This window comes from Lelliottia amnigena (assembly GCF_019047465.1).
In the GTDB taxonomy this organism is placed as follows: domain Bacteria; phylum Pseudomonadota; class Gammaproteobacteria; order Enterobacterales; family Enterobacteriaceae; genus Enterobacter; species Enterobacter amnigenus.
Map to the genome: position 1 here is coordinate 498551 of NZ_CP077236.1, position 24568 is coordinate 523118.

General features: G+C 52.9%; 21 protein-coding genes. 11 read left to right on the top strand and 10 right to left on the bottom strand.

Features of this window, described 5'->3' with window-relative positions:
* Positions 1 to 113: 113 nt before the first annotated feature.
* From purC to dapA, 3 genes are all read right to left on the bottom strand, one after another.
* The gene (gene purC / locus I6L74_RS02375) at positions 114 to 827 is read right to left on the bottom strand and encodes a phosphoribosylaminoimidazolesuccinocarboxamide synthase (protein WP_015959968.1); all 714 of its coding nucleotides are present in this window, start codon (positions 825 to 827) and stop codon (positions 114 to 116) included.
* A 110-nt stretch (positions 828 to 937) separates the two neighbouring features.
* Complete coding sequence (gene bamC, locus I6L74_RS02380) at positions 938 to 1972, bottom strand: outer membrane protein assembly factor BamC (protein ID WP_059179415.1); 1035 nt, start codon at positions 1970 to 1972, stop codon at positions 938 to 940.
* 16 nt (positions 1973 to 1988) lie between these two features.
* A complete protein-coding gene (gene dapA, locus I6L74_RS02385) occupies positions 1989 to 2867 on the bottom strand; it encodes a 4-hydroxy-tetrahydrodipicolinate synthase (protein ID WP_015959970.1) in 879 nt (292 codons plus the stop codon).
* Between the two features lie 144 nt (positions 2868 to 3011).
* Here dapA and I6L74_RS02390 point away from each other — a divergent pair, with 144 nt between their 5' ends.
* Positions 3012 to 3572, top strand: a complete 561-nt coding sequence (locus tag I6L74_RS02390; RefSeq protein ID WP_059179416.1) for a glycine cleavage system transcriptional repressor — start codon at positions 3012 to 3014, stop codon at positions 3570 to 3572.
* Positions 3572 to 4042, top strand: a complete 471-nt coding sequence (bcp, locus tag I6L74_RS02395; RefSeq protein WP_059179417.1) for a thioredoxin-dependent thiol peroxidase — start codon at positions 3572 to 3574, stop codon at positions 4040 to 4042. The genes I6L74_RS02390 and bcp overlap by 1 nt, the downstream gene beginning before the upstream one ends.
* Positions 4043 to 4081: 39 nt before the next feature.
* Here bcp and I6L74_RS02400 read toward each other — a convergent pair whose 3' ends face one another.
* Positions 4082 to 5143, bottom strand: a complete 1062-nt coding sequence (locus tag I6L74_RS02400) for an AI-2E family transporter (protein WP_059179418.1) — start codon at positions 5141 to 5143, stop codon at positions 4082 to 4084.
* 222 nt (positions 5144 to 5365) lie between these two features.
* On the opposite strand from I6L74_RS02400, the gene bepA reads away from it, so the two are divergent.
* Positions 5366 to 6829: a beta-barrel assembly-enhancing protease gene (gene bepA, locus I6L74_RS02405; protein WP_059179419.1), complete on the top strand. Its 1464-nt coding sequence runs from the start codon at positions 5366 to 5368 to the stop codon at positions 6827 to 6829.
* Positions 6830 to 6894: 65 nt separating this feature from the next.
* Positions 6895 to 7254, top strand: a complete 360-nt coding sequence (gene arsC, locus I6L74_RS02410) for an arsenate reductase (glutaredoxin) (protein WP_059179420.1) — start codon at positions 6895 to 6897, stop codon at positions 7252 to 7254.
* On the opposite strand, the gene I6L74_RS02415 is transcribed toward arsC, so the two are convergent.
* Entirely contained in the window at positions 7251 to 8075 is an 825-nt protein-coding gene (locus tag I6L74_RS02415; protein WP_059179421.1) for a hypothetical protein, read from the bottom strand. The genes arsC and I6L74_RS02415 overlap by 4 nt on opposite strands.
* A 158-nt stretch (positions 8076 to 8233) precedes the next feature.
* Between I6L74_RS02415 and celB the strand changes: the two genes are divergently transcribed.
* The 3 genes from celB to I6L74_RS02430 are packed head-to-tail and all read left to right on the top strand — an operon-like array spanning position 8234 to position 11982.
* On the top strand, positions 8234 to 9553 hold the full coding sequence (gene celB / locus I6L74_RS02420; protein WP_059179422.1) for a PTS cellobiose transporter subunit IIC: 1320 nt from the start codon (positions 8234 to 8236) through the stop codon (positions 9551 to 9553).
* Positions 9554 to 9556: 3 nt separating this feature from the next.
* A complete protein-coding gene (locus I6L74_RS02425) occupies positions 9557 to 10510 on the top strand; it encodes a glycosylasparaginase (protein ID WP_059179423.1) in 954 nt (317 codons plus the stop codon).
* 2 nt (positions 10511 to 10512) lie between these two features.
* Positions 10513 to 11982 carry a leucyl aminopeptidase family protein gene (locus I6L74_RS02430; protein WP_059179424.1) on the top strand — a complete coding sequence of 490 codons (1470 nt, stop codon included), beginning with the start codon at positions 10513 to 10515 and terminating at the stop codon, positions 11980 to 11982.
* A 47-nt stretch (positions 11983 to 12029) separates the two neighbouring features.
* Here I6L74_RS02430 and I6L74_RS02435 read toward each other — a convergent pair whose 3' ends face one another.
* The 4 genes from I6L74_RS02435 to I6L74_RS02450 form a co-directional block, all read right to left on the bottom strand.
* Complete coding sequence (locus I6L74_RS02435) at positions 12030 to 12731, bottom strand: DnaA inactivator Hda (protein ID WP_189683356.1); 702 nt, start codon at positions 12729 to 12731, stop codon at positions 12030 to 12032.
* 96 nt (positions 12732 to 12827) lie between these two features.
* Positions 12828 to 14117 carry a uracil permease gene (gene uraA / locus I6L74_RS02440; RefSeq protein WP_059179425.1) on the bottom strand — a complete coding sequence of 430 codons (1290 nt, stop codon included), beginning with the start codon at positions 14115 to 14117 and terminating at the stop codon, positions 12828 to 12830.
* 87 nt (positions 14118 to 14204) lie between these two features.
* Positions 14205 to 14831, bottom strand: a complete 627-nt coding sequence (upp, locus tag I6L74_RS02445; RefSeq protein WP_015959982.1) for a uracil phosphoribosyltransferase — start codon at positions 14829 to 14831, stop codon at positions 14205 to 14207.
* A gap of 183 nt (positions 14832 to 15014) precedes the next feature.
* Complete coding sequence (locus tag I6L74_RS02450) at positions 15015 to 16445, bottom strand: 6-phospho-beta-glucosidase (protein WP_059179426.1); 1431 nt, start codon at positions 16443 to 16445, stop codon at positions 15015 to 15017.
* Positions 16446 to 16722: 277 nt separating this feature from the next.
* Here I6L74_RS02450 and purM point away from each other — a divergent pair, with 277 nt between their 5' ends.
* From purM to ppx, 4 genes are all read left to right on the top strand, one after another.
* A complete protein-coding gene (purM, locus tag I6L74_RS02455) occupies positions 16723 to 17760 on the top strand; it encodes a phosphoribosylformylglycinamidine cyclo-ligase (RefSeq protein WP_059179427.1) in 1038 nt (345 codons plus the stop codon).
* Positions 17757 to 18398 carry a phosphoribosylglycinamide formyltransferase gene (gene purN, locus I6L74_RS02460; RefSeq protein ID WP_059179428.1) on the top strand — a complete coding sequence of 214 codons (642 nt, stop codon included), beginning with the start codon at positions 17757 to 17759 and terminating at the stop codon, positions 18396 to 18398. The genes purM and purN overlap by 4 nt, the downstream gene beginning before the upstream one ends.
* 209 nt (positions 18399 to 18607) lie before the next feature.
* The gene (ppk1, locus tag I6L74_RS02465) at positions 18608 to 20668 is read left to right on the top strand and encodes a polyphosphate kinase 1 (protein ID WP_059179429.1); all 2061 of its coding nucleotides are present in this window, start codon (positions 18608 to 18610) and stop codon (positions 20666 to 20668) included.
* Between the two features lie 3 nt (positions 20669 to 20671).
* The gene (gene ppx, locus I6L74_RS02470) at positions 20672 to 22213 is read left to right on the top strand and encodes an exopolyphosphatase (protein WP_059179430.1); all 1542 of its coding nucleotides are present in this window, start codon (positions 20672 to 20674) and stop codon (positions 22211 to 22213) included.
* Positions 22214 to 22223: 10 nt separating this feature from the next.
* Here the strand turns inward: ppx and I6L74_RS02475 are convergent, their stop codons facing one another.
* Positions 22224 to 24464, bottom strand: coding sequence for an EAL domain-containing protein (locus tag I6L74_RS02475; protein WP_059179431.1), 2241 nt, complete (start codon positions 24462 to 24464; stop codon positions 22224 to 22226).
* Positions 24465 to 24568: the final 104 nt, after the last annotated feature.

Here is a 24568-nt window from a genome sequence, read left to right on the forward strand (position 1 = left end):
ATAAATCCCATCATCAATAGAGTGATCGTAGGCGGTTAGGGGAAGAATTACCATAGGAAACAGAGGTAAGACGCCAAAGGATATTTTCACCCTTTGGCGTGATTGGGGAGGATTTAGTCGAGCTTAACGCCCAGACGATGGGCAACCGCTTCATAGGCTTCAATCAGGCCACCCAGGCTCTGACGGAAACGGTCTTTGTCCATTTTATCCAGCGTCTCTTTGTCCCACAGGCGGCTACCGTCCGGGGAGAACTCATCGCCCAGCACGACTTCGCCTTTATAGAGACCGAACTCCAGCTTGAAATCGACCAGAATCAGACCCGCGTCGTCAAACAGCTTTTTCAGGACGTCGTTGGCTTTGAAGGTCAGCTCCTGCATACGCGCCAGATTCTCTTTGCTCACCCAGCCAAAGGTTTCGCAGTAAGATTCGTTGACCATCGGATCGTGCATTTCGTCATTTTTCAGGAACAAATCAAACAACGGCGGGTTCAGCTCGATGCCTTCTTCAATGCCCAGACGCTTCACCAGGGAGCCTGCGGCACGGTTACGGACCACACATTCAACCGGAACCATATCCAGTTTTTTGACCAGACATTCCGTATCGGACAGCAACGCTTCCATTTGAGTCGGAATACCCGCGTCAGCCAGTTTGCTCATAATGAAATGGTTGAACTTGTTGTTCACCATGCCTTTACGGTCGAACTGCTCAATGCGTGCGCCATCTCCTGCTGACGTATCATTGCGGAACTCGAGCACCAACAGATCCGGGTTTTCCGTGCTGTATACGGTCTTCGCTTTGCCACGATACAACTCAGCTTGCTTCTGCATCTTGATTACTCCTGGTGTGATGATTTGTGTTCAAAACTGGGGATATTATGCCACGCACACGTTTGCGTAGCACTAAAATAAAAAGGGCTGGATTAACCAGCCCTTCTTTTTTATTTGCTGAATGCCGCCTGGAAGACAGCGACCAGCGCATCATTCTGCGACTGGGTCAGCGTGTGACCTTTCGGATCGATAAACTGCAAGCTGCTGCGGTTATCGAGGTCACCGACCTGAATTTTGTAATCGCCAGAGGCCAGTCCTGGATCGCTCGCGCCCAGTGCTTGCCATGCGCTGTCAGAAAGTGGCTTGTAGGTCGCGGTGATGCTGCCCGTTGAACGGGTGCTGTCACTGACTTTCATACCCACTTTTTCAAGCGTTGCTGGCAGACGCTGCCATGTCTGGTTGAACGGTGCACGCACCACCAGCATTGGCAAACCGGTATCATCCGCGGCGCTTTGTACGTCGAAGGTGACACCGCTGCGGCTTTGTGCAGAGTTTGCCGCATCGGTCGCCGTTTTATCCAGACCGGTAGCAATCACGTTCAGCATTTCGGTGCTGTAGCGTTGCAATGAAGAGGCGTCTGCAACAGGCTTACCAGCCTGCTCGAGGTTCAACAGTTTGACTGTCACAGCCTGCTGATAACCTTGTGGTTTCACGGAGACCTGATAACGACCACGATACTGCTGATCCTCATCCAGACGGTTCCATTCAATCCAGTCGGTAGTCAACGTCTGGCTGGCATCATCGCGTTTATCAATCGTGTAGTTCTTCAACTGAATGACGCTCACAACCTGCGGCCACAGCGTGTTGCTGCGGTTGTTTTCAACCAGCAGCGTCGCGGTATCACCCGTAAACTGGGTACGCGCACCGCTCACCAGTGCCAACGGCTGCGCAGGTGGACGAATATCAAGCGCTTTACCCACTGCACCGCTGCCGTTAGTGACAGGAATGTTGTAATCGCCGTTCTGAATCGGCAGGATCATACCCGCTGGGGAATGAAGTTCAGCAAGCGGGGCTGCATCCAGATAGGATTCATCACCGCTCACCTGGCGCTTGTAGCGCGAGTCTGAACTACAGGCAGCGAGCAGCATAACAAGCGAAACACCCGCAACCTTCACCAGGCGCGTTTTCTGTACTGAGTAAGCCATCAAATCTCCCTAAACTCTACAGCAAACCGGCATGCTTCAGCGCCCCGGCAACCACATCACGACCATGGTCGGTGATAGGGGTCATCGGCAGACGCAGCGTATCGGTTGCTACAAGTCCCAACTCCTTACATGCCCATTTCACTGGGATCGGATTGGGTTCGACAAATAATTTTGTGTGCAGCGGCATCAGACGCTGGTTAATCACGCGCGCTTCATCGAAATGACCCGCCGCAGCCAGTTTGCACATTTCAGCCATATCGCGCGCCGCAACGTTAGTGGTTACGGAAATCACGCCATGGCCGCCGAGCTGCATAAAGTCCAGCGCGGTCGCATCATCACCACTGAGCAGAATAAAGTCGTCTGAAACCAGCTCTTTGATCTGATGAACGCGGCTTAAGTTCCCGGTCGCCTCTTTAATTGCGATAATATTTTTAACTTTCGAGAGGCGGCCTACCGTTTCAGGCAGCATATCGCAGCCAGTACGTGACGGCACATTATACAGAATTTGTGGCAAGTCAGTATGTTCAGCAATCGCTTTGAAGTGTTGGAAGAGCCCTTCCTGCGTCGGGCGATTGTAGTAAGGCGTCACCGTCAGGCAGCCGACAATGCCGCTATTGTTGAAACGCTGCGTCAGGCTAATGGCTTCAGCGGTGGCGTTTGCACCGGTACCGGCAATCACCGGGATACGCCCGTCAGCCAGTTCAACGGTCATCATCACCACATCACCGTGCTCATCGTGGCTCAGGGTGGCGGATTCTCCGGTAGTCCCTACCGAAACGATCGCCGCAGTCCCGTTGGCGACATGGTAATCAATCAGTTTTTTCAGGCTTGACCGGCAGACATTACCTTTCTCATCCATCGGCGTAACAAGCGCAACAATACTTCCCGTGAACATGGGCCATCCTCTGTGCAAACAAGATTCTCAATGGTACGTTTGGAACTGTAATAAAAGCAAGCGACGTAAGGCGTCCAGGCTGTTGTATGCATGTTTTTTTTATGCTTTCCTTAGAACACTTGACCACGCAAAGGAAGAACAGGTTTGACAACCTCATCACAACATTACCTGGTTATCACTGCGCTGGGTGCTGACAGAGCCGGTATTGTGAACACCATCACCCGCCACGTCAGCAGTTGCGGCTGCAATATTGAAGACAGCCGCCTTGCGATGCTTGGCGATGAGTTCACGTTTATTATGCTGCTCTCCGGGACCTGGAACGCGATTACGCTCATCGAATCGACGCTGCCGCTTAAGGGCGCTGAACTCGATTTACTGATCGTCATGAAGCGCACCACCGCGCATCCGCGCCCGGCGATGCCAGCAACAGTGTGGGTTCAGGTTGAAGTCACCGACTCCCCGCATTTGATTGAACGCTTTACGGCACTTTTTGACAGCCATCAGATGAACATTGCAGAACTGGTGTCGCGCACACAGACAGGGGCCACGCCAAAACTGTTTATCCAGATTACCGCGCACAGCCCCGCGTCACACGATGCATCAAATATTGAGCAGTCATTCAAAGCACTCTGTACAGAACTCAATGCGCAAGGCAGTATAAACGTCGTAGATTATTCACAGCATGAACAGGATGGAGTTGAGTAATGAATCCACTGAAAGCCGGTGACATCGCACCGAAATTTAGCCTGCCCGATCAAGACGGCGAGCAAGTAAATTTGACCGACTTCCAGGGACAGCGCGTTCTGGTCTATTTTTACCCGAAGGCCATGACCCCAGGCTGTACCGTACAGGCTTGCGGTTTACGCGATAACATGGACGATCTGAAAAAAGCGGGCGTCGACGTGCTGGGCATCAGCACCGACAAGCCGGAAAAACTGTCACGTTTTGCCGAAAAAGAGCTGCTGAACTTCACGCTACTGTCTGACGAAGACCATCAGGTCTGCGAGCAGTTTGGCATCTGGGGTGAGAAGACCTTTATGGGCAAAACTTACGACGGCATCCATCGCATCAGCTTCCTGATCGGTGCAGATGGCAAAATTGAACATGTATTTGACGATTTCAAAACCAGCAATCACCACGATGTGGTATTGGCCTGGTTAAAAGAAAACGCCTGAAGCCTATAAAAAATCCCGGTTCAGTGAACCGGGATTTTTTTACTCTTCAACCGCCGGCGCATCCGGCCAGGCGTGAACCACCGCTTTGATAAGCGTGGCGAGTGGGATCGCGAAGAACACGCCCCAGAATCCCCATAAACCGCCGAAAATCACCACCGATAAAATAATCACCAACGGATGCAAATTGACCGCTTCTGAGAACAGCACGGGCACCAGCAAGTTACCATCCAATCCCTGAATAATCAGATACACCGCGAAACAGCTCCAGAACTCGGTTCCAAGACCAAACTGGAACAGCGCCACGCCGATAACCGGAATCGTCACCACAAATGCGCCGATATACGGGATCAGCACCGAGAAGCCCACCAGCACCGCCAGCAGCAGTGAATAATTAAGCCCGAAGATCACGAAGCCAATCCAGGTGGCGACGCCTACCACAATCATCTCCAGCACTTTGCCGCGAATGTAATTGGTGATCTGCTGATTCATCTCCTTCCATACCTGCCCTGCCAGCCCGCGATTACGTGGCAGAATACGACGCACCGCGTTCAGCATCTGCTCTTTATCCTTCACCAGGAAGAAGACCATCAGCGGCACCAGTACCAGATATACGGCCAGCGTCAGCAGCCCAACCAGCGAGGCGAGAGAATATTTCACCACCGAATCGCCCATCGTCATGATGCGGGCGCGCATATTTTCAGCCATTGCATCAATAATGCCGGCGTCCATCAGGGCCGGATAACGCCGCGGCAACGTCGCAGAAAAATCGGACAGTTTATTCAGCATGCCCGGCATGTCACGGATCAGGTTAATCCCCTGTTGCCAGGCAATGGGAAGCACCACAAACGACATTAGCAAAAGAATGCCGACGAACAAAATGAGGACAATACTGCTAGCCCAGCGACGAGAGCAGCCGATCTTTTCCAGACGAACCGTCGGCCATTCGAGAAGATAAGCCAACACTAAGGCCACCAGCAAAGGTGCCAGCAGTCCGCTAAAGAAGAATAAAATACCAAATCCGGCGACCAGAATGACCAGCAAAGCAATGGCCTCGGGATCGCTGAAGCGGCGCCGATACCACTGCATTAACATTTCGAGCATACAACCCTTCCCTGAATCGGATGGCGGGACTGAGAGAGCGAATTGTATCTAACTGTCACAAAAAAGACTTTCGCTTTTTGTATCTCTCTCACGTTTAGCAAAAGCCGGGTGAATGGGATTTTCTTCACGCCTCAACACGGCTACACTCGCAGAGCAGTCGAAGGTGAACGATATGCGGGTTCACCGGTCAAAAGAGCACATCCAAAATACAGGGCAGAGGCTATGTTCAGGCAGTTGAAAAAAACTCTGGTTGCGACGCTTATCGCCGCGCTGACTGTCAGTCAGGTGATGCCCGCTTTCGCGGACTCGGCGGATACATTGCCGGATATGGGCACCTCAGCAGGCAGCACGCTGTCCATCGGGCAAGAGATGCAGATGGGTGATTTTTATGTCCGTCAGCTTCGCGGTAGCGCACCGCTGATTAACGACCCACTGCTGGTGCAATACATCAACGGGCTTGGAATGCGTCTGGTCGCCCATGCTGACTCGGTGAAGACCCCTTTCCACTTCTATTTAATTAATAATGACGAAATCAACGCCTTCGCCTTCTTTGGTGGAAACGTGGTGCTGCATTCGGCCTTATTCCGTTATTCCGATAACGAAAGCCAGCTTGCGTCCGTTATGGCGCATGAAATCTCCCACGTCACCCAGCGCCATCTGGCGCGTGCGATGGAAGATCAAAAACGCACAGCCCCGCTGACCTGGGTGGGCGCACTGGGCTCTATTTTACTGGCAATGGCCAGCCCGCAGGCGGGTATGGCTGCACTGACCGGTACGCTCGCCGGCACGCGGCAGGGTATGATCAGCTTTACCCAACAGAACGAACAGGAAGCCGATCGCATTGGCATTCAGGTGCTTCAGCGCTCAGGCTTCGATCCCCAGGCAATGCCTACGTTCCTCGAAAAATTGCTGGATCAGGCGCGCTATTCGTCTCGCCCGCCAGAGATCTTACTGACGCACCCGTTGCCAGAAAGCCGTCTGTCCGATGCGCGAAACCGTGCCAACCAGATGCGCCCTGTCGTTGTGCAGTCGTCGCAAGATTTCTACATGGCAAAAGTCAGAACGCTCGGGATGTACAATTCAGGGCGAAATCAGCTCACCAGCGATCTGCTCGACAATTTGTCTAAAGGCAATATCCGTGAGCAAAATGCAGCGCAATACGGACGTGCGCTTCAGGCGATGGAAGCCAGCAAATTCGACGAGGCGCGTAAAGCGATACAGCCTTTGTTAACCGCTGATGCCAATAATCCGTGGTATCTCGATCTGTCGACCGATATTGATTTAGGCCAGAAGAAAACCACCGAGGCGATCAATCGCCTGAAAGGGGCAAAAGATCTGCGCACCAACCTAGTGCTACAGCTCAACCTGGCGAACGCTTACTTACAGGGTGGACAGCCGAAAGAGGCCGCCACAATACTCAATCGTTACACCTTCAACAATAAAGACGATCCTAACGGCTGGGATTTATTGGCTCAAACGGAAGCACAGCTCGGCAATCGCGACCAGGAACTGGCGGCACGCGCTGAAGGTTTCGCGTTAGTCGGACGTCTGGATCAATCCATTTCGCTGTTGAGCAGCGCCAGTTCGCAGGTGAAGCTGGGTAGTCTGCAACAGGCCCGATACGACGCGCGTATCGACCAGCTGCGTTCACTGCAGCAGCGGTTCAAGCCCTACGAGAAGATGTAATGTTTCACGTTGCCGAAAAGCCAAGGCATCCGCAACGTGAAGCGTGATGAATAAAAGGAGAATTCATGTCAGACGCGGTAAAAATTTATCATAACCCACGCTGCTCCAAGAGCCGCGAAACGCTTGAACTGGTGAAGTCAAAAGGCGTCGAACCGGAAGTGGTACTGTATCTGGAGACGCCGCCAGACGCACAGACTCTCCGCCAACTGTTGAGCATGCTGAATATGACAAGCGCGCGGGAACTCATGCGCCAGAAAGAAGATCTGTATAGGTCGTTAAATCTGGCGAACAGCCAGCTGACGGAAGATGAGCTGATTCAGGCAATGGTCGACAATCCGAAACTGATTGAACGCCCAATTGTCGTCGCGCATGGCAAGGCGCGTATTGGCCGTCCGCCGGAAGCTGTGCTCGATATCCTCAACTAATCCTGACGCCGCAGCGCTTTCAGAAAGGCCTGCGGCGTGCGATCTCCCAGTTTTTTCTGCGCTTTCCCCTCGTTATAAAACGCACACATTGTTGCCAGTAAGCATTCCACCGGCTCAGCCTGAATACGCGGAATAATCTCCACCAGCCGCGCCGTCACCAGCACGGTATTTTGCTTTCCACTACCGATTTTCAGGGTTATCCCATCAGGGATAAAGGGCGACTCAAAACCAAAAGTCTCAATAGATTGTATATCGGTCGGACAAGCCTCTAGCAGCTCGCGAGTCCAGTTCACAAGTAATTGTGGCGATATCCCCGCGTAAACCCGCGCAAAACACCAGCCGCTGACGGGCTCCCGCGCCCAGAGCACATGGTGCTCGCCGCCGTCGTCCATATGCAGTGAAAGTGAAAGATGATGAAGTTCAAGATGGTCCGGTCGTTGCCCCGCCTTTATCGCTTTGATGCCGCTCAGCGGCGCGCCCTGACGCGGTGTCACCGCTGCTTTTAGGTAGCGGTTTAATGTCGCGCGAGAGACGCGAATACCCAGAAAATCGTTGACCACCAGCAGAAGCTCATCAAGCGGCGCGCCTGTGGCATCACGCAGGGCATTAATCAGCGAGATCTGCTCTTGTCTCATCGCTTTGTGTATCAATTTGGGTGTGGTGTGGTTATCTGAAATATGCTCGCGGTGACGCCAGCGCCGAACGGTGGTGATGGATATCCCCAGTTCCAGAGAGAGCTCTTTGTCACTTTTATCGGACTTCTGAAGATACCGGCGAATACGCGGCGTGGTGGTTGCATTGGCGTGCAGTTTAATTTCCATCGAAAGGATTCCGTTAAATTTTCTCTAACCAATCTTATGAGATATACATTCACACTGTGATTGCATTGTGACCGATTTCACCTTTTTATCGTCACGCTCCACTGATAATCCACACACATAACATAAACCACGTCACTCAATCTTGTACGGAGTTCACAATGAACAATGTTCTGGGATTTCTTGAAGCAAAACTGATGCCACTGGCGGCTAAAACGGCTCAGCAGCGTCATCTGGGGGCTATTCGTGGCGCCTATGTTTCTTTCATGCCATTTATTATTGTCGGCTCGATCCTGCTGGTTATCTCTTCTTTCCCTAATCAGACCTACCAGCAGTTTATGTCTCAGGCTTTTGGTGCGAGCTGGAGCGCCATTATCGAGATCCCCTTCAATGCAGTGTTCTCCACAATGTCGCTGTTTATCAGCTTCCTCGTCGCCTACCGACTGGCGGAGCACTACAATGAAGACCGCGTGTCGTGCGGCATTCTTGCGCTGGTCAGTTTCCTGATCCTCACGCCGTTTATCAAAGTGGCAGAGAACGGCGGCATCACGGTCATACCCGTGGAATGGATCGGCAGCAAAGGGCTCTTTGTGGCGATGATTGGCTCGCTGCTGTGGACTGAATTGTTCTGCTGGCTCAAGCGCAAAAATCTGGTGATCAAAATGCCAGAAGGCGTACCGCCTGCGGTACAGGAATCGTTCGCCGCGCTGATCCCCGCACTGGTGGTCATGATTCTGGTGCTGATGATTCGCATCGCGTTTGAAAACACCCACTACAACACCATTCACCAGTTCATCTACGACGTGGTCGCCACGCCAGTGCGCCATTACGGGACATCCTACTTTGGTGCGCTGATGACGGTGTTCAGCATCACCATTCTGTGGTCAGTGGGCATTAACTCCGGCTCAATGATTAACGGCATTATTCGTCCACTGTGGATGGAAAATCAGACCGACAATATCGCCGCCATTCAGGCTGGCGTCACCCCGCCGCACATTATCACCGAACAGTTTTTTGACATGATTTGGATGGGCGGCGCAGGTGCAACGCTGTCTCTGGTCATTGCTATGCTGATTTTTGCTCGCAGTAAAAACATGCGCGAAGTGGCACGACTTGGCGCGGGGGCGTCGGTATTTAACATCAATGAGCCAATTCTGTTTGGTCTGCCGGTCATCATGAATCCGATCATGCTCATCCCGTTCAATCTGGTGCCGCTGGTGCTCGTCACCGTGCAATATGCCGCGATGCAACTCGGCGCGGTGGCGGTGACGACGGGTGTGTTCATCCCCTGGACGCTACCGCCGGTGATCAGTGGATTTATCGTCACCGGGCACATTAGCGGCAGCGTGATGCAGCTCCTCAATCTGCTTATCGGCGCGATGCTCTACCTGCCGTTTATGCGCATCCTGGACAAACAATACCGCGCCGCGGAGCTTGCCACCGCGATGCCAACTGAAACCACGCTGGCTAAACAGGAGTAAACCATGTGGGGAATTATTGCGACCTGGCGAATGGCGCTGGAAGGGGTCACGGAGTCGGCAGCGGCCCTGGCTGCGGGAAAGCCGGTTTCAACGGCGGTGGTCGATGCCGTCGCGACCGTCGAGGACTTCCCGTTTTATAAGTCCGTCGGTTATGGCGGTCTGCCAACCGAGAACGGTGACGTTGAGCTGGATGCCGCCTATATGGATGGCGACACGCTGGCCTTCGGCGCAGTCGGCAATCTGGTCGACATCGCGAATCCGATCCGCGTGGCGCATGCCTTGAGTCGCCAGCGCTATAACAGTCTGCTGGTTGGTCAGGGTGCGCGTGAATGGGCGCTCAGTCAGGGCTTCGCCGACAAGAAAATGCTCACCGACAGAGCGTTGCAGCACTATCGCAAGCGCTGTCGTGAAACGCTGGATAAAGGATTAAGCCCCTATAACGGGCACGATACGGTCGGGATTATCGGGCTGGATAGTCACGGTTCGATGAGCGTCGCCACGTCCACCAGCGGTCTGTTCATGAAAAAGCGCGGGCGACTAGGCGATTCGCCCATCATTGGCTCCGGTTTTTACTGCGACAGCGAAACGGGTGCGGCGACCGCAACAGGCGTGGGAGAAGACCTGATGAAAGGCTGTACCAGCTACGAAATCGTACGTCGTATGGCTCAGGGTATGACCCCGCAGCAGGCGGCGGATTCCGTGGTCTTCGAACTGGAAGACAAGCTGATGTCGCGCTTCGGGCGCGTGGGCGATCTCTCGGTGGTCTGCATGAATAGCAAAGGGGAATTTGGCGCAGCAACCAATATCAAGACGTTCTCGTTTGTCGTCGCCACTGCGCGTCAGCCCCTCACCGTTTTTCGCACCGAGCGTCAGCATGAGAAAACCCATTATCAGCCTGTCGATGACCTGTGGATGCAGGATTATGCCGCACGCATTCGTGCGCCGATTGAGGAGTAATCATGACGACTTATCAGTTCATTAGCGCCCTTTCCCAGGCGGAGCCTGAGGGCCATTTGATTGCCCGCGCGTCATGCAGCCAGCTACCCGATACCGCCTTGCTGCATGAGATGCGCGACGCAAAAAATGTCGCCGATACCCGCTTCGGCTGTGCGCCGTTTGCGCGCATCACCCTTCTGCCGGACGCATTGTGGCAGGACAATTCAGGCGAAAGTTTGCTCGCTGCGCTGCGGCCCCTTTTTTCTGCTCCGGCAAGCGAAAACGTGATTATTGACGTCACTCACGTTGATGACACCGTACTGGCGAAGCTGCTGCGTTTTCTGTTCAACCAGGCGCATCGGCTCAGCGATTTGCAGTTGAAAAAGACGGATTCCTCGGCAATTCGCCTTCGCCACATCACCGCACTGTGTCTGCCCGAGCAGCAAGAACGTTTAACGTCGGTTTTCCTTCAGGAACAGGCGACGGCGAACGGGATGATCGCCGCGCGGCGGCTATCGGATATGCCCTCTGACCGTTGCACGCCGCAGTTTGTGGTCGAGGAATCGCAAAGATTTTGTGCCGCTTTCCCTTCCCTGCGCTGCGAAGTACTTGATGAACAGCAGATTATTGATCAAGGGATGGGGCTGCTGCATGCCGTTGGTAAAGGCGCTACCTGCCCACCACGACTGCTGGCAATCCATTACGACGGTATCAAGGACGGCCCGGTGCGTTGTTACGTCGGTAAAGGCATCACGTTTGATACCGGGGGTCTGTGGCTTAAAGACGGTGCGGGCATGTACACCATGAAATACGACATGTGCGGTGCAGCAAACGTGATGGGGCTCATGCTGACTATCGCTGAGCTGAATCTGCCTGTGCGGGTGATGGGCGTACTGGCGCTGGCGGAAAATGCGATCGGGCCAGACGCGATGCAGCCCGGTACGGTGGCGCGCGCCTGCAACGGCATGACGGTAGAAATTAATAACACCGACGCTGAAGGGCGATTAGTGCTGGCCGATGCCATTGCGTGGGCGAGCCAGCGTCATCCGCAGGCGCATTATATTATCGACATAGCAACCCTGACGGGCGCGGTGGTGAAGGCGCTGGGATATGAACTAAGTGGTTTGATGACGCAGGATGAGCGTTTAAGGGATCATTTAACCCGAGCAGGAATCAAGAGCGGAGACGAAGTGTGGTCGCTGCCGTTGGATGCGCGGCTGAAAAAACAGACTGAAAGCGCGATCGCCGATCTGTGTAATACGCCCACCAACAATGCCGCGATAAGTGCGTCGGCGGCGTGGTTATTACATCATTTTTGCCCGCCGCAAATTCCGTGGGCACATCTGGATATCAGCGGTACGGCGTTATGGCGCGAAAGTGGCCGTAGCGTGGCATCAGGCAGACCGATTCCGCTATTGGTGGAACATTTGTTGCTCGATATTAAAATAATGGATGAATGGATCGAAATGCATCAAAAAAGGCAGAGGTTGTAGGCCAAAGCAAGTGAAACGCCGCCGGGCAATGACGTCGGGCGGCAAAATTATAGTTTCAGTGTGTCTTTCACAAACGGGATCGTCAGCTTACGCTGGGCGGTAATCGACGCATGATCGAGCTGATCCAACGTATCAAAGAGTGTACGCATTTCGCGATCCAGGCGCTTAAGCAGAAAACGGCCCACGTCTTCAGGAAGCTCAAATCCACGCAGGCGTGAACGCAGCTGTAACGCCTGAAGCTTATCTTCGTCGGACAGCGGCTGCAGCTTGTAGATTTGCCCCCAATCCAGGCGAGATGCCAGATCCGGTAAGCCAAGATTGAGCTGGCGCGGCGGGCGATCGCCGGTGATCAGTAAACGGGTTTTGCCCGATTCCAGAATCCGGTTATACAGATTGAACATCGCCATTTCCCACTGCTCATCCCCGGCAATACATTCGATATTGTCGATGCACACCAGCGAAAGATGTTCCATGCCGTCGAGCACTTCCGGTACGAACCACGTGCGCTTGTCCAGCGGCACATAGCCAACCGCATCACCACGTTGCGAAAGCTCAGCACAGGCGGCATGCAAAAGATGGCTGCGTCCCGCGCCTTCGCGTGACCAGATATAAATGTATCCGCTGTGATCCTGGCGCAGCACGTTTTGCAGCGCAGCCAGTAAAGAGGGGTTATCACCCGGCCAAAAACTCGCGAAAGTTTCGTCGTCAGGAAGATAAAGTGGCAGAGAGAGCTGTGCCGGTCCGTTCAGAAATACCTCGATTAAGGTCTTACGTAAAATCGGCGAAGAGTTTACCACGGAACCTGCAATGAGAGAACCGGGCGGATCGTCCACCCGGTTTAACGATCAATGTGACACGTTTTCGCTGTCTTCCGCGTCCAAAATTTCTTCTTCAGGACGCAGTACGGAGATCAGTTTGAAGATCAGGCTCAGCCCCACGCCAACGATGGTGGCCAGCGCCATGCCTTTCAGCTCTGCCGCACCGATATGCACCTTCGCACCGCTCACGCCGATGATCAGAATGACCGAGGTCAGGATCAGGTTTTGCGTTTTATTGTAATCCACTTTGGATTCAATCAGCACGCGAATACCGGACGCACCAATCACGCCGTAAAGCAGCAAAGACACACCGCCGATGACCGGAACAGGGATGATCTGAATGGCTGCCGCCAGCTTTCCAACACAGGAGAGCAGGATCGCAAAAATTGCCGCCCCGCCGATTACCCAGGTGCTGTAGACGCGGGTTATCGCCATCACACCGATGTTTTCACCGTAAGTCGTATTTGGCGTTGAGCCAAAGAAACCGGAGATCATGGTAGAAAGCCCATTCGCAAACATCGAGCGATGCAGACCAGGGTCACGGATCAGGTCTTTTTTAACAATATTCGCCGTCACCACCAGATGGCCAACGTGCTCGGCAATCACCACCAGCGCGGCAGGCAGAATAGTGAAGATAGCAAACCATTCAAAGCGCGGGGTGTAGAACGTTGGCAATGCAAACCAGTGCGCTTGCGCAATCGCCGAGGTGTCGACCACGCCCATCGCAAAGGAGAGCGCGTAGCCCGCCAGCACCCCGATCAGAATCGGGATAATTGCCATAAAACCGCGGAACAGGACGGAACCAAACACGGTCACACCCAGGGTGACCAGCGAGATGATAATGGTTTTAGAGTCAGGCGATTGCCCATCGGCCGGCAACAGACCCGCCATGTTTGCAGCGACGCCTGCGAGCTCAAGACCAATGACGGCAACGATTGCGCCCATCGCCGCAGGAGGGAACATCACGTCCAGCCAGCCGGTACCGGCTTTTTTGACGATAAAGGCAACAACGCAGAACAACACGCCGCACATGATGAAACCGCCCAATGCCACTTCGTATCCTAACGGCAACAGCAGCAGAACCGGCGAAATAAACGCAAAGCTTGAACCCAGATACGCTGGGATTTTTCCTTTACAGATGAAGAGATAAAGCAGCGTACCGACGCCGTTGAACAGCAGCACGGTGGCCGGGTTAATGTGAAACAGGATTGGCACCAGCACGGTTGCGCCAAACATGGCAAACAGGTGCTGCAAACTAAGCGGGATTGTTTGCAAAAGCGGCGGTCTTTCACTCACCCCGATAGTACGGCGCGTCATAGTGTTTTCCTCAAGTGTTGTGAGTTGTTGGTGTTTTTATTCAAAAAAAAGCCGACTATCAAAGTCGGCTTCTTATTCGTTATTCGATTATTTCGTACCAAAAATCTTGTCGCCGGCATCGCCAAGCCCCGGGATAATGTACCCGTGCTCGTTCAGACCCTGGTCGATAGAAGCCGTGTACAGCTCAACGTCCGGGTGCGCTTTTTCCAGCGCCGCAATACCTTCTGGAGCCGCAACCAGCACCAGCACTTTAATGCTGTTACAACCGGCGTTTTTCAGCAGATCGATAGTCGCAATCATCGAACCACCGGTTGCCAGCATAGGGTCAACGACCAGCGCCATACGCTCATCGATGTTAGAAACCAGCTTCTGGAAATACGGAACAGGCTCAAGGGTTTCTTCATTACGGTAGATGCCGACAACGCTGATGCGCGCGCTCGGGACATGCTCCAGCACGCCTTCCATCATACCCAGACCTGCGCGCAGGATTGGCACAACGGTAATTTTTTTACCTTTGATCTGCTCAACCTGAACCGGACCGTTCCAGCCCTCAATGGTCACTTTTTCTGTGGCCAGATCGGATGTTGCTTCGTAAGTGAGTAAGCTTCCAACTTCAGAGGCCAGTTCGCGAAAACGCTTCGTGCTGATGTCATGCTCACGCATCAGGCCCAGCTTGTGTTTAACGAGTGGGTGCTTCACTTCCACAATCTTCATTCTCATTCTCCTCTGAGGTGGCTACCGCAAAAAAAATCGCCGGATTATACCGCTTTTTTCGGAGTGCGCCATACCCATCTTGCTTGACGACGATCAAGCAAAGTGATGAATACTGCGATATTGAGTCTACATCAAGACAAAAAAGAGCCCCGCATCGCGGGGCTTATTGGTCATTTACAAGGGTTAGAGCGACTCGCCGTTGGTCGCAATCACGTTCTGATACCACTCAAAAGACTTTTTCTTGCTGCGATTAAGCGTGCCGTGGCCTTCGTTATCTTTATCAACGAAGATGAACCCGTAGCGTTTTTTCATCTCGCCGGTTCCAGCAGAAACCAGATCGATGCAACCCCACGGGGTGTAGCCCATCAGATCGACGCCATCTTCAACGACGGCTTTTTTCATCTCACTGATATGCGCGGCAAGATAATCAATGCGGTACTGATCGTTCACCGTGCCGTCGCTTTCCTGCACGTCAATGGCACCGAAGCCATTTTCAACAATAAACAGCGGCAGCTGATAGTGATCCCAGAACCAGTTCAGGGAATAACGCAGCCCAACCGGATCAATCTGCCAGCCCCAGTCAGATTTTTGCACGTACGGATTGGAAACCAGACTTTTACTTTCGTCGTAATCCAGCTGCGGGTTATCTGGCGTCGCTTTGGTGGCGAACGACATGTAATAGCTGAAACCGATGTAATCCACACAGCCTTGTTGCAGCGCGGCAATATCGTCTGCCGTGATGTCCAGCGCAAAGCCGCGACGTTCAAAGTAGTTGAGCAGGTGCTGAGGATATTTTCCACGGACATGCACGTCGGTGAACCAGTAGCGACGGTGCATGGCGTTCATCGCCATCATGATGTCGTTCGGCGCGCAGCTCAGGGGATAGATTGGACACATCGCGATCATGCAGCCGATTTGCAGCGACGGATTAATTTCACGTCCGGCTTTGACCGCCAGCGCGCTCGCCACCAGTTCATAATGCGCCGCCTGGAACATGACCGGCTCGCGATCTTCACCCGGCTCATACTTCAGACCGGAGTTGGTAAAGGGCGCGAAATCTTCGTGGAAATTAGCCTGATTGTTGATCTCGTTAAACGTCATCCAGTACTTCACTTTGTGCTGGTAGCGCTCAAAAGCCACCGTTGCGAAACGCACAAAGAAATCGATCAGCTTACGATTACGCCAGCCGCCGTATTCAGTGACCAGATGGTAGGGCATCTCAAAGTGGGAAAGGGTAATCACCGGCTCGATACCGTATTTCCGGCATTCGTCGAACAGATCGTCATAGAACTGCAAACCGGCTTCATTGGGTTCCAGCTCATCACCATTCGGGAAAAGGCGTGTCCAGGCAATCGAGGTGCGGAAACATTTAAAGCCCAGCTCGGCAAAAAGTTTGATGTCTTCTTTATAGCGATGGTAAAAGTCGATGGCTTCGTGGTTTGGGTAGTTTTTACCCGGCAAAACGCCGTTGGTGATTTCTCGCGGTACGCCATGGGCGCCAACGGTCATCACATCGGCAACGCTGACACCCTTGCCGCCCTCTTTCCAGCCGCCTTCCAGCTGATGTGCCGCGACCGCGCCACCCCACAGAAAACCTTCTTTGAATACTGGCATGCTTTTTCCCTCAGTCTGCGTTATGTTCTGCAAAAACCATTACAGAAACCGGTTTCAGTGGAATCATGTGCAATGCCATAAGGGGTTGCAAGCACATTACAGAAACCGGTTTCATTTTCGTGAACGGTATCAAGTTTGTCTTCGCGCGAGGGTTAAATGTGTAAATTTCCAGCGACTTTTTGTGACAACAGATTAGGCTCGCAAACGTTTGCCTGGACTGTTAGAATTGCGCCGATTTTTCTTACTATCGCAATGCAATCGCGTGGGGACTTGAGCCGTGACCAACAAAACTTCTCTCAGCTACAAAGATGCCGGTGTTGATATTGACGCAGGTAATGCGCTGGTTGACCGAATCAAAGGTGTGGTGAAAAAGACCCGCCGTCCTGAAGTGATGGGCGGTCTGGGTGGATTCGGCGCACTGTGTGCACTGCCGCAAAAATATCGCGAACCTGTTCTGGTTTCTGGCACTGACGGCGTGGGAACGAAACTGCGTCTGGCAATGGATCTTAAACGCCACGACACCATCGGTATCGATTTGGTCGCTATGTGTGTCAATGACCTGGTCGTACAGGGTGCTGAGCCGCTGTTCTTCCTCGACTATTACGCCACCGGCAAACTCGACGTTGATACCGCAGCAAGCGTAATCACCGGGATCGCTGAAGGCTGTCTGCAGTCTGGCTGTTCGCTGGTCGGTGGTGAAACGGCAGAAATGCCGGGGATGTACCACGGTGAAGATTATGACGTCGCGGGATTCTGCGTCGGTGTAGTAGAAAAATCAGAAATTATCGATGGCAGCAAAGTGACCGATGGCGATGTGCTGATTGCGCTGGGATCCAGCGGCCCGCACTCTAACGGTTACTCGCTGGTGCGTAAAATCCTCGAGGTGAGTGGAAGCAATCCAGAAACTATCGAGCTTGAAGGCAAGCCGCTGGCCGATCACCTGCTCGCGCCAACCCGCATCTACGTCAAAAATATTCTTGAGCTGATTGAGAACGTTGATGTTCATGCCATCGCCCACCTGACCGGTGGCGGATTCTGGGAAAATATCCCGCGTGTTCTTCCTGATAATACCCAGGCCGTGATTGACGAATCCTCATGGCAGTGGCCAGCCGTGTTCAACTGGCTGCAAACAGCGGGTAACGTTAGCCAGCACGAGATGTATCGCACCTTCAACTGCGGCGTTGGGATGCTCATCGCGCTGCCAGCCAGTGAAGCAGACAATGCCATTAGCCTGATGCAGGCAAAAGGTGAAAACGCGTGGAAAATCGGTATCATCAAAGCCTCTGATTCCGACGAGCGTGTGGTCATTGAATGAAAAATATAGTGGTGCTCATTTCCGGTAACGGAAGCAATTTGCAGGCAATCATTGACGCCTGCAAACAGAAACAGATTAATGGCACCCTACGCGCAGTTTTCAGCAACAAGGCCGATGCGTTCGGCCTTGAGCGCGCACGCGAAGCGCACATCCCCGCGCACGCGCTTGAAGCCGCTCAGTTTGCCAGCCGCGAAGCGTTTGACCGCGAACTGGTCCAGGAAATTGACGCCTATGCACCAGATGTCGTGGTGCTCGCCGGTTACATGCGAATTCTTAGCCCCGCGTTTGTCTCGCATTATTCCGGACGCCTGCTGAACATCCACCCTTCTCTTCTGCCAAAATATCCGGGTCTGTATACCCACCGTCAGGTGCTGGAAAATGGTGATGAGGAACATGGCACGTCGGTGCATTTTGTCACCGATGAGCTGGATGGCGGGCCGGTTATTCTGCAGGCCAAAGTCCCGGTGTTTGATGGCGACAACGAAGATGACATTACGGATCGCGTTCAGGCGCAGGAACATGCCATTTACCCGCTTGTGGTGAGCTGGTTCGTCGATGGGCGCCTGGAGATGCGTGAACACGCAGCCTGGCTCGATGGCGTAAAACTGCCCCCTCAGGGGCATGCTTCAGAAGAATGATTATTCAAGCCGGCGATTGCCGGCTTTTTGTTGCCTGCCATTCATAAAAACCATAAATAATCAGGAGGTTTAGCGCTAATTTTCACGCTGCGTGGTCGGTTTACTGTCATACTTTTCTGGCACAGTTGGACATCTCGTGGCAAAGCTCGCCATAATAGAATCGAGACGGATTTGCTGCGTCCCGTGATTGAAACGGAGTGTAAGTTGTAATGGGTCAGGAAAAGTTATACATCGAGAAAGAGCTAAGCTGGTTAGCGTTCAACGAACGTGTCCTTCAGGAAGCGGCTGATAAGAGCAACCCGCTGATTGAGCGTATGCGTTTTCTGGGGATTTACTCCAATAACCTGGATGAATTCTACAAGGTGCGTTTTGCTGAGCTGAAACGGCGGATTATCATCAGCGAAGAGCAGGGTTTGAACTCTCATTCGCGTCATCTGCTAGGCAAAATTCAGGCGCGAGTACTGAAGGCAGATCAGGAATTCGACGGTCTGTATAACGAACTGCTGCTGGAAATGGCGCGCAACCAGATTTTCCTGATTAACGAACGTCAGCTTTCTGCCAATCAGCAAGCCTGGCTGCGGCACTATTTCAAACATTATCTGCGTCAGCACATCACGCCGATTCTGATCAATCGTGAAACGGATCTGGTGCAATTCCTGAAGGATGACTACACCTATCTGGCGGTTGAAATTATTCGCGGCGAGTCCATTCGCTATGCGCTGCTGGAAATCCCGTCGGATAAAGTGCCGCGCTTCGTCAATCTGCCGCCGGAAACGCCACGCAGACGCAAGCCAATGATCCTGCTGGATAACATCCTGCGCTATTGCCTGGACGATATCTTCAAGGGCTTCTTCGATTACGATGCGTTGAACGCGTATTCGATGAAAATGACCCGTGATGCCGAATACGATCTGGTTCATGAGATGGAAGCCAGTCTGATGGAGCTGATGTCGTCGAGCCTGAAACAACGCCTGACGGCAGAGCCGGTGCGCTTTGTCTATCAGCGCGATATGCCCGATGCGCTGGTGGAAATGCTGCGCGATAAGCTGACGATTTCCCGCTATGACTCCATCGTGCCGGGTGGTCGTTATCACAACTTTAAAGACTTTATTGGTTTCCCGAACGTCGGCAAAGCCAATCTGGTCAACAAGCCGCTGCCCCGCCTGCGTCATATTTGGTTCGATAAATTCCGTAACGGATTTGACGCCATCCGCGAGCGCGACGTGCTGCTCTATTACCCGTACCACACGTTTGAACACGTGCTGGAACTGCTGCGCCAGGCCTCGTTCGATCCCAACGTATTGGCAATCAAAATCAATATTTACCGCGTGGCGAAAGACTCGCGCATTATTGATGCGATGATCCACGCTGCGCACAACGGCAAAAAAGTCTCGGTAGTGGTGGAGTTGCAGGCTCGCTTTGATGAAGAGGCCAACATTCACTGGGCGCGTCGTCTGACTGAAGCCGGTGTACACGTTATCTTCTCGGCACCAGGCCTGAAAATTCACGCCAAGCTGTTCCTGATTTCGCGCAAAGAAGGCGAAGACGTGGTGCGCTACGCCCATATCGGCACCGGCAACTTTAACGAGAAAACCGCGCGGATTTACACCGACTACTCGCTGCTAACCGCCGATGCGCGCATCACCAACGAAGTGCGTCGGGTATTTAACTTTATTGAGAATCCGTATCGTCCGGTGAATTTCGATTATCTGTTGGTTTCGCCACAGAACTCGCGCCGACTTCTGTACGCGATGATCGACAAAGAGATCGCCGCAGCGCAGAAAGGCGAGCCATCAGGCATTACGCTGAAACTCAACAATTTGGTCGACAAAGGACTGGTGGACCGACTTTACGCCGCCTCAAGCTCCGGCGTGCCGGTGAACCTGCTGATCCGCGGAATGTGCTCGTTGATTCCTGAACTTGAAGGCATCAGCGACAATATTCGGGTGATCAGTATCGTTGACCGCTATCTCGAACACGATCGCGTTTATATTTTCGAAAATGGTGGCGATAAACAGGTTTATCTCTCCTCTGCGGACTGGATGACGCGTAATATTGATTACCGAATTGAAGTCGCCACCCCGCTGCTGGACCCGCGTCTGAAGCAGCAGATCCTGGATATTATCGAACTTTTACTGAGTGACACCGTAAAAGCGCGTTATATCGACAAAGAACTGAGTAACCGCTATGTGCAGCGCGGCAACCGCCGCAAAGTGCGCGCACAACTGGCGATTTACGATTATATCAAATCACTCGAGCAACCTGATTAACCTATGCCGATAAATGATAAGACCCCACGACCGCAGGAATTTGCTGCGGTCGATTTAGGTTCTAACAGCTTCCATATGGTCATCGCCCGCGAAGTCGATGGCGCGATGCAGATCATCGGTCGCCTCAAGCAGCGCGTCCATTTGGCCGACGGTCTTGACGATAAAAACATGCTCAGCGAAGAGGCGATGGAGCGTGGCTTAGCCTGCCTGTCACTCTTTGCTGAGCGGCTGCAAGGCTTTTCCGCATCCAGCGTCTGTATCGTCGGCACGCATACTCTGCGCCAGGCTTTGAACGCGCCGGAGTTTTTGAAACGCGCCGAAAAAGTGATCCCCTACCCCATTGAAATCATTTCGGGCAATGAAGAAGCGCGTCTGATTTTCATGGGCGTGGAACATACCCAGCCGGAAAAAGGCCGCAAGCTGGTCATCGATATCGGTGGAGGTTCGACGGAGCTGGTGATTGGCGAAAATTTCGAGCCAAAACTGGTCGAAAGCCGTCGTATGGGCTGCGTCAGCTTTGCACAAATGTACTTTCCTGGCGGCGCGATCACCCGTGAGAACTTCCAGCGTGCGCGCATGGCCGCAGTACAAAAGCTCGAATCACTGGCGTGGCAATATCGTATCCAGGGGTGGAATGTCGCGCTAGGCGCATCCGGCAGTATCAAGGCCTCTCACGAAGTGCTGCTGGCGATGGGCGAAAAAGACGGTTTTATCACCCCGGAACGCCTGGAAATGCTGCGCGAAGAGGTTCTGAAACACAAGAGTTTCGATTCGCTCAGCCTGCCGGGGCTTTCCGACGAGCGTAAGGCTGTATTTGTGCCTGGCCTCGCGATTTTGTGCGGCGTGTTTGATGCCCTGGCGATCCGCGAACTGCGTCTTTCTGACGGTGCGCTGCGTGAAGGTGTGCTGTACGAAATGGAAGGTCGCTTCCGCCATCAGGATATTCGCAGCCGCACCGCGCAAAGCCTGGCGAATCAGTACAACATTGACCGTGAGCAAGCCAAGCGCGTTCTGGAAACCACAACGCATATCTATGAACAGTGGGAAGCGCAAAATCCCAAACTGGCGCACCCACAGCTGGCGGCACTGCTCAAATGGGCCACCACCCTGCACGAAGTGGGTCTGAACATTAACCACAGCGGAATGCATCGCCACTCGGCCTACATTCTGCAAAACAGCGATCTGCCAGGCTTTAATCAGGAACAGCAAACCATGATGGCGACGCTGGTGCGCTACCATCGTAAAGCGATCAAGCTGGACGATTTGCCGCGCTTTACGCTGTTCAAGAAAAAGCAGTTCCTGCCGTTGATCCAGCTGTTGCGCCTGGGTGTGTTACTCAATAATCAGCGCCAGGCGACAACCACGCCGCCAACGTTAAGGCTGAAAACTGATGACCATCACTGGACGCTGAGCTTCCCGCATGGCTGGTTTAGCCAGAATGCGCTAGTACTGCTGGATCTCGAAAAAGAGCAGCAATACTGGGAAGCCGTAACGGGCTGGTTGTTGAAAATCGAAGAAGAAGAATCACCGGAAATTGCGGCATAACGCGTGAGACTCAGGCGTCTGACAACGACGTCTGAGTCTCGACAAGCTCTTCAAGCGGTTCAGGTTTACCGATCAAATAGCCTTGCAAATAGTCAATTCCTAACGCGGTGACGGCGCTGCGTATCGCTTCACTTTCCACGTATTCCGCCACGACCAGCATTTTCTTCATCCGCGCCAAATGGCAAATAGAGGCAACGATTTGATAGTCGAGGCTGTTGTCGGCGATATTGCGAATAAAACTGCCATCAATTTTCAGAATATCTGCGTCGACGCTTTTCAGTCGGGCATAGCTTGCGTATCCCGTACCAAAATCGTCGATAGCAATTCGACAGCCCATCATCTGAAGCTGTTTGACGATCTGATCGGCCAAAACGGCATTGCCAAAACCGCTACTTTCGGTGATTTCGAAGATTACTTGCCAGGCTTCAATCGCGTATTTCTTAAGTAACCGATTAACCTCAAGGGGGAATTGCGAGCGGCATACCGTTGAGGGCGATAGATTGATGGCAAACCGCATGCCCGGCAGCCTTTCGCGGTGTGTCGCCATAAACTGCAGCGTGCGGTCAAGCACCCATAAATCCACTCGCGACGACAAACCAAATTCCTGTGCAACGGGGAGGAAGGTGTCCGGTGAGAGTAACGTGCCATTATCATTCGGCATGCGCAGCAAAATTTCATGGTAGTGATCGCCACGAATGGCTTGCACCCGCTGCACCATCAGCACAAATTCGTTATGTTCAAGCGCCGCTTGCAAACGATTCATCATCGCCACTTTATCTTTCAGGCTCCGTTGCAGATGCGCTGCCCCGCGCTGCTGTAAGCTCTCAGGATGATTGGTGGATAATGATAAATCCGCAATGATGCTCAGCTCACCCAACAGCAAATAAAGATGGTTTACAGGAGAACGCACGCAGCAATAGCTCACGCCGATCTGCGGCTGCAGCGGCATGCCATCCCAGATAAACCGAAACTGCTTGATGTGTTCATCCAGCGCCTCGATTCGCACGGAATGCGACTCTGTATTCAGTCGTACAGCCAGATCGTATCCCGACAATTGATAGACGCACTCATTTTGCTCGAGCGTACCGTTAATCCACGCGGCGAGCTTTTGCTTGTACTGGATCCGCAACAGCACGCCGTAATTGCGCCCTAACACTTCCAGCTCTGGGATGCGGAGCATGCACAGCGTTGACCACGGTGATTTTGTCAGCGCACGCGACAATGCACGCAGGTTAGGCATATGAACGACGGGATCGAGAAACGCCAGTCGGCTGGCGCGAAGCATGATGACGCGCTGACGTGTCGCCAGCATGGCCATATAAATCACCACAAACGAGAAAACGAGATAGCTTGATGATGTGATCGCCAGCTGGATATCGTAACCCTGATACAGCGGGATGTAGCGGTAAAAATAATGAATGGACACCATCAGAACCGGAGTCCAGATCAACGACATCAGCTTGTAGCCAAAACGCATTGAGCCCCAAAGCATCACAGGCATCAGCAATGACAGCGTATAGTTGGTGCTGAATATTGAGCTGTTTTCATTGATGGGTATGAGCAGTAGAGACAACAGTCCAACCAGTACTCCGCCCCAGATGACAACTTCTGCGACGCTCACTTTTTTGTCAATTTGCAGTCGGATTTGGGAGATAAGCCCTTTCAGATAGCGGGGATGGCGAATCACACGAATCAACAGATAGCTGAACGGCACGCCCGTCAACCCTCCCACCAGCAAGCCTTGATAATTAATCAAGGTGCGGATACTCATTGGATTTATACCGACCATGCTCTGACGCGTCGCGTAGATACCCAGATAGACCGCAAACTGGAACAGCAGCAAAAAGAGGGTCGACGGACAGATGACCTGCCAAAAGATACGTTGCGCCATCAGCCGGTCATCACCATATGCCACCATGTTGCGATGCGGGGCAAACACGCGATATCCCCCCCAACTGAGGATCAGCGGAACGATAAAATGACAAATAATAGCGATGGTTTCGAACCACCCGGTGGTAGGGTAGTAGCGGCAAAACAGCGCCAGAATAATACCGGGCACTGCCGCGAGGCCAAAAAACAACATCGTGGCGAGTAAAAATGCCAAAGGCATATAATAGAGCGCAACCAGGCCACCGCTTAATTGCGCATACGTGCTGGCGACACTAAATACGGGGAGTAAAGCAACCGGCAAAATGAGAGGAAGAGCCCACCAACGGTCTTTATTTTTCTTAAGGAATGCCAGAATTTTCATAGATGTCCAATATAAGTCCTTTAATCCAGAGAGAATTTCAGACAGGCATCCATCCTGACATCATTGCCACATACTGCTTGCGAGATATAAACACGATGGCAGGA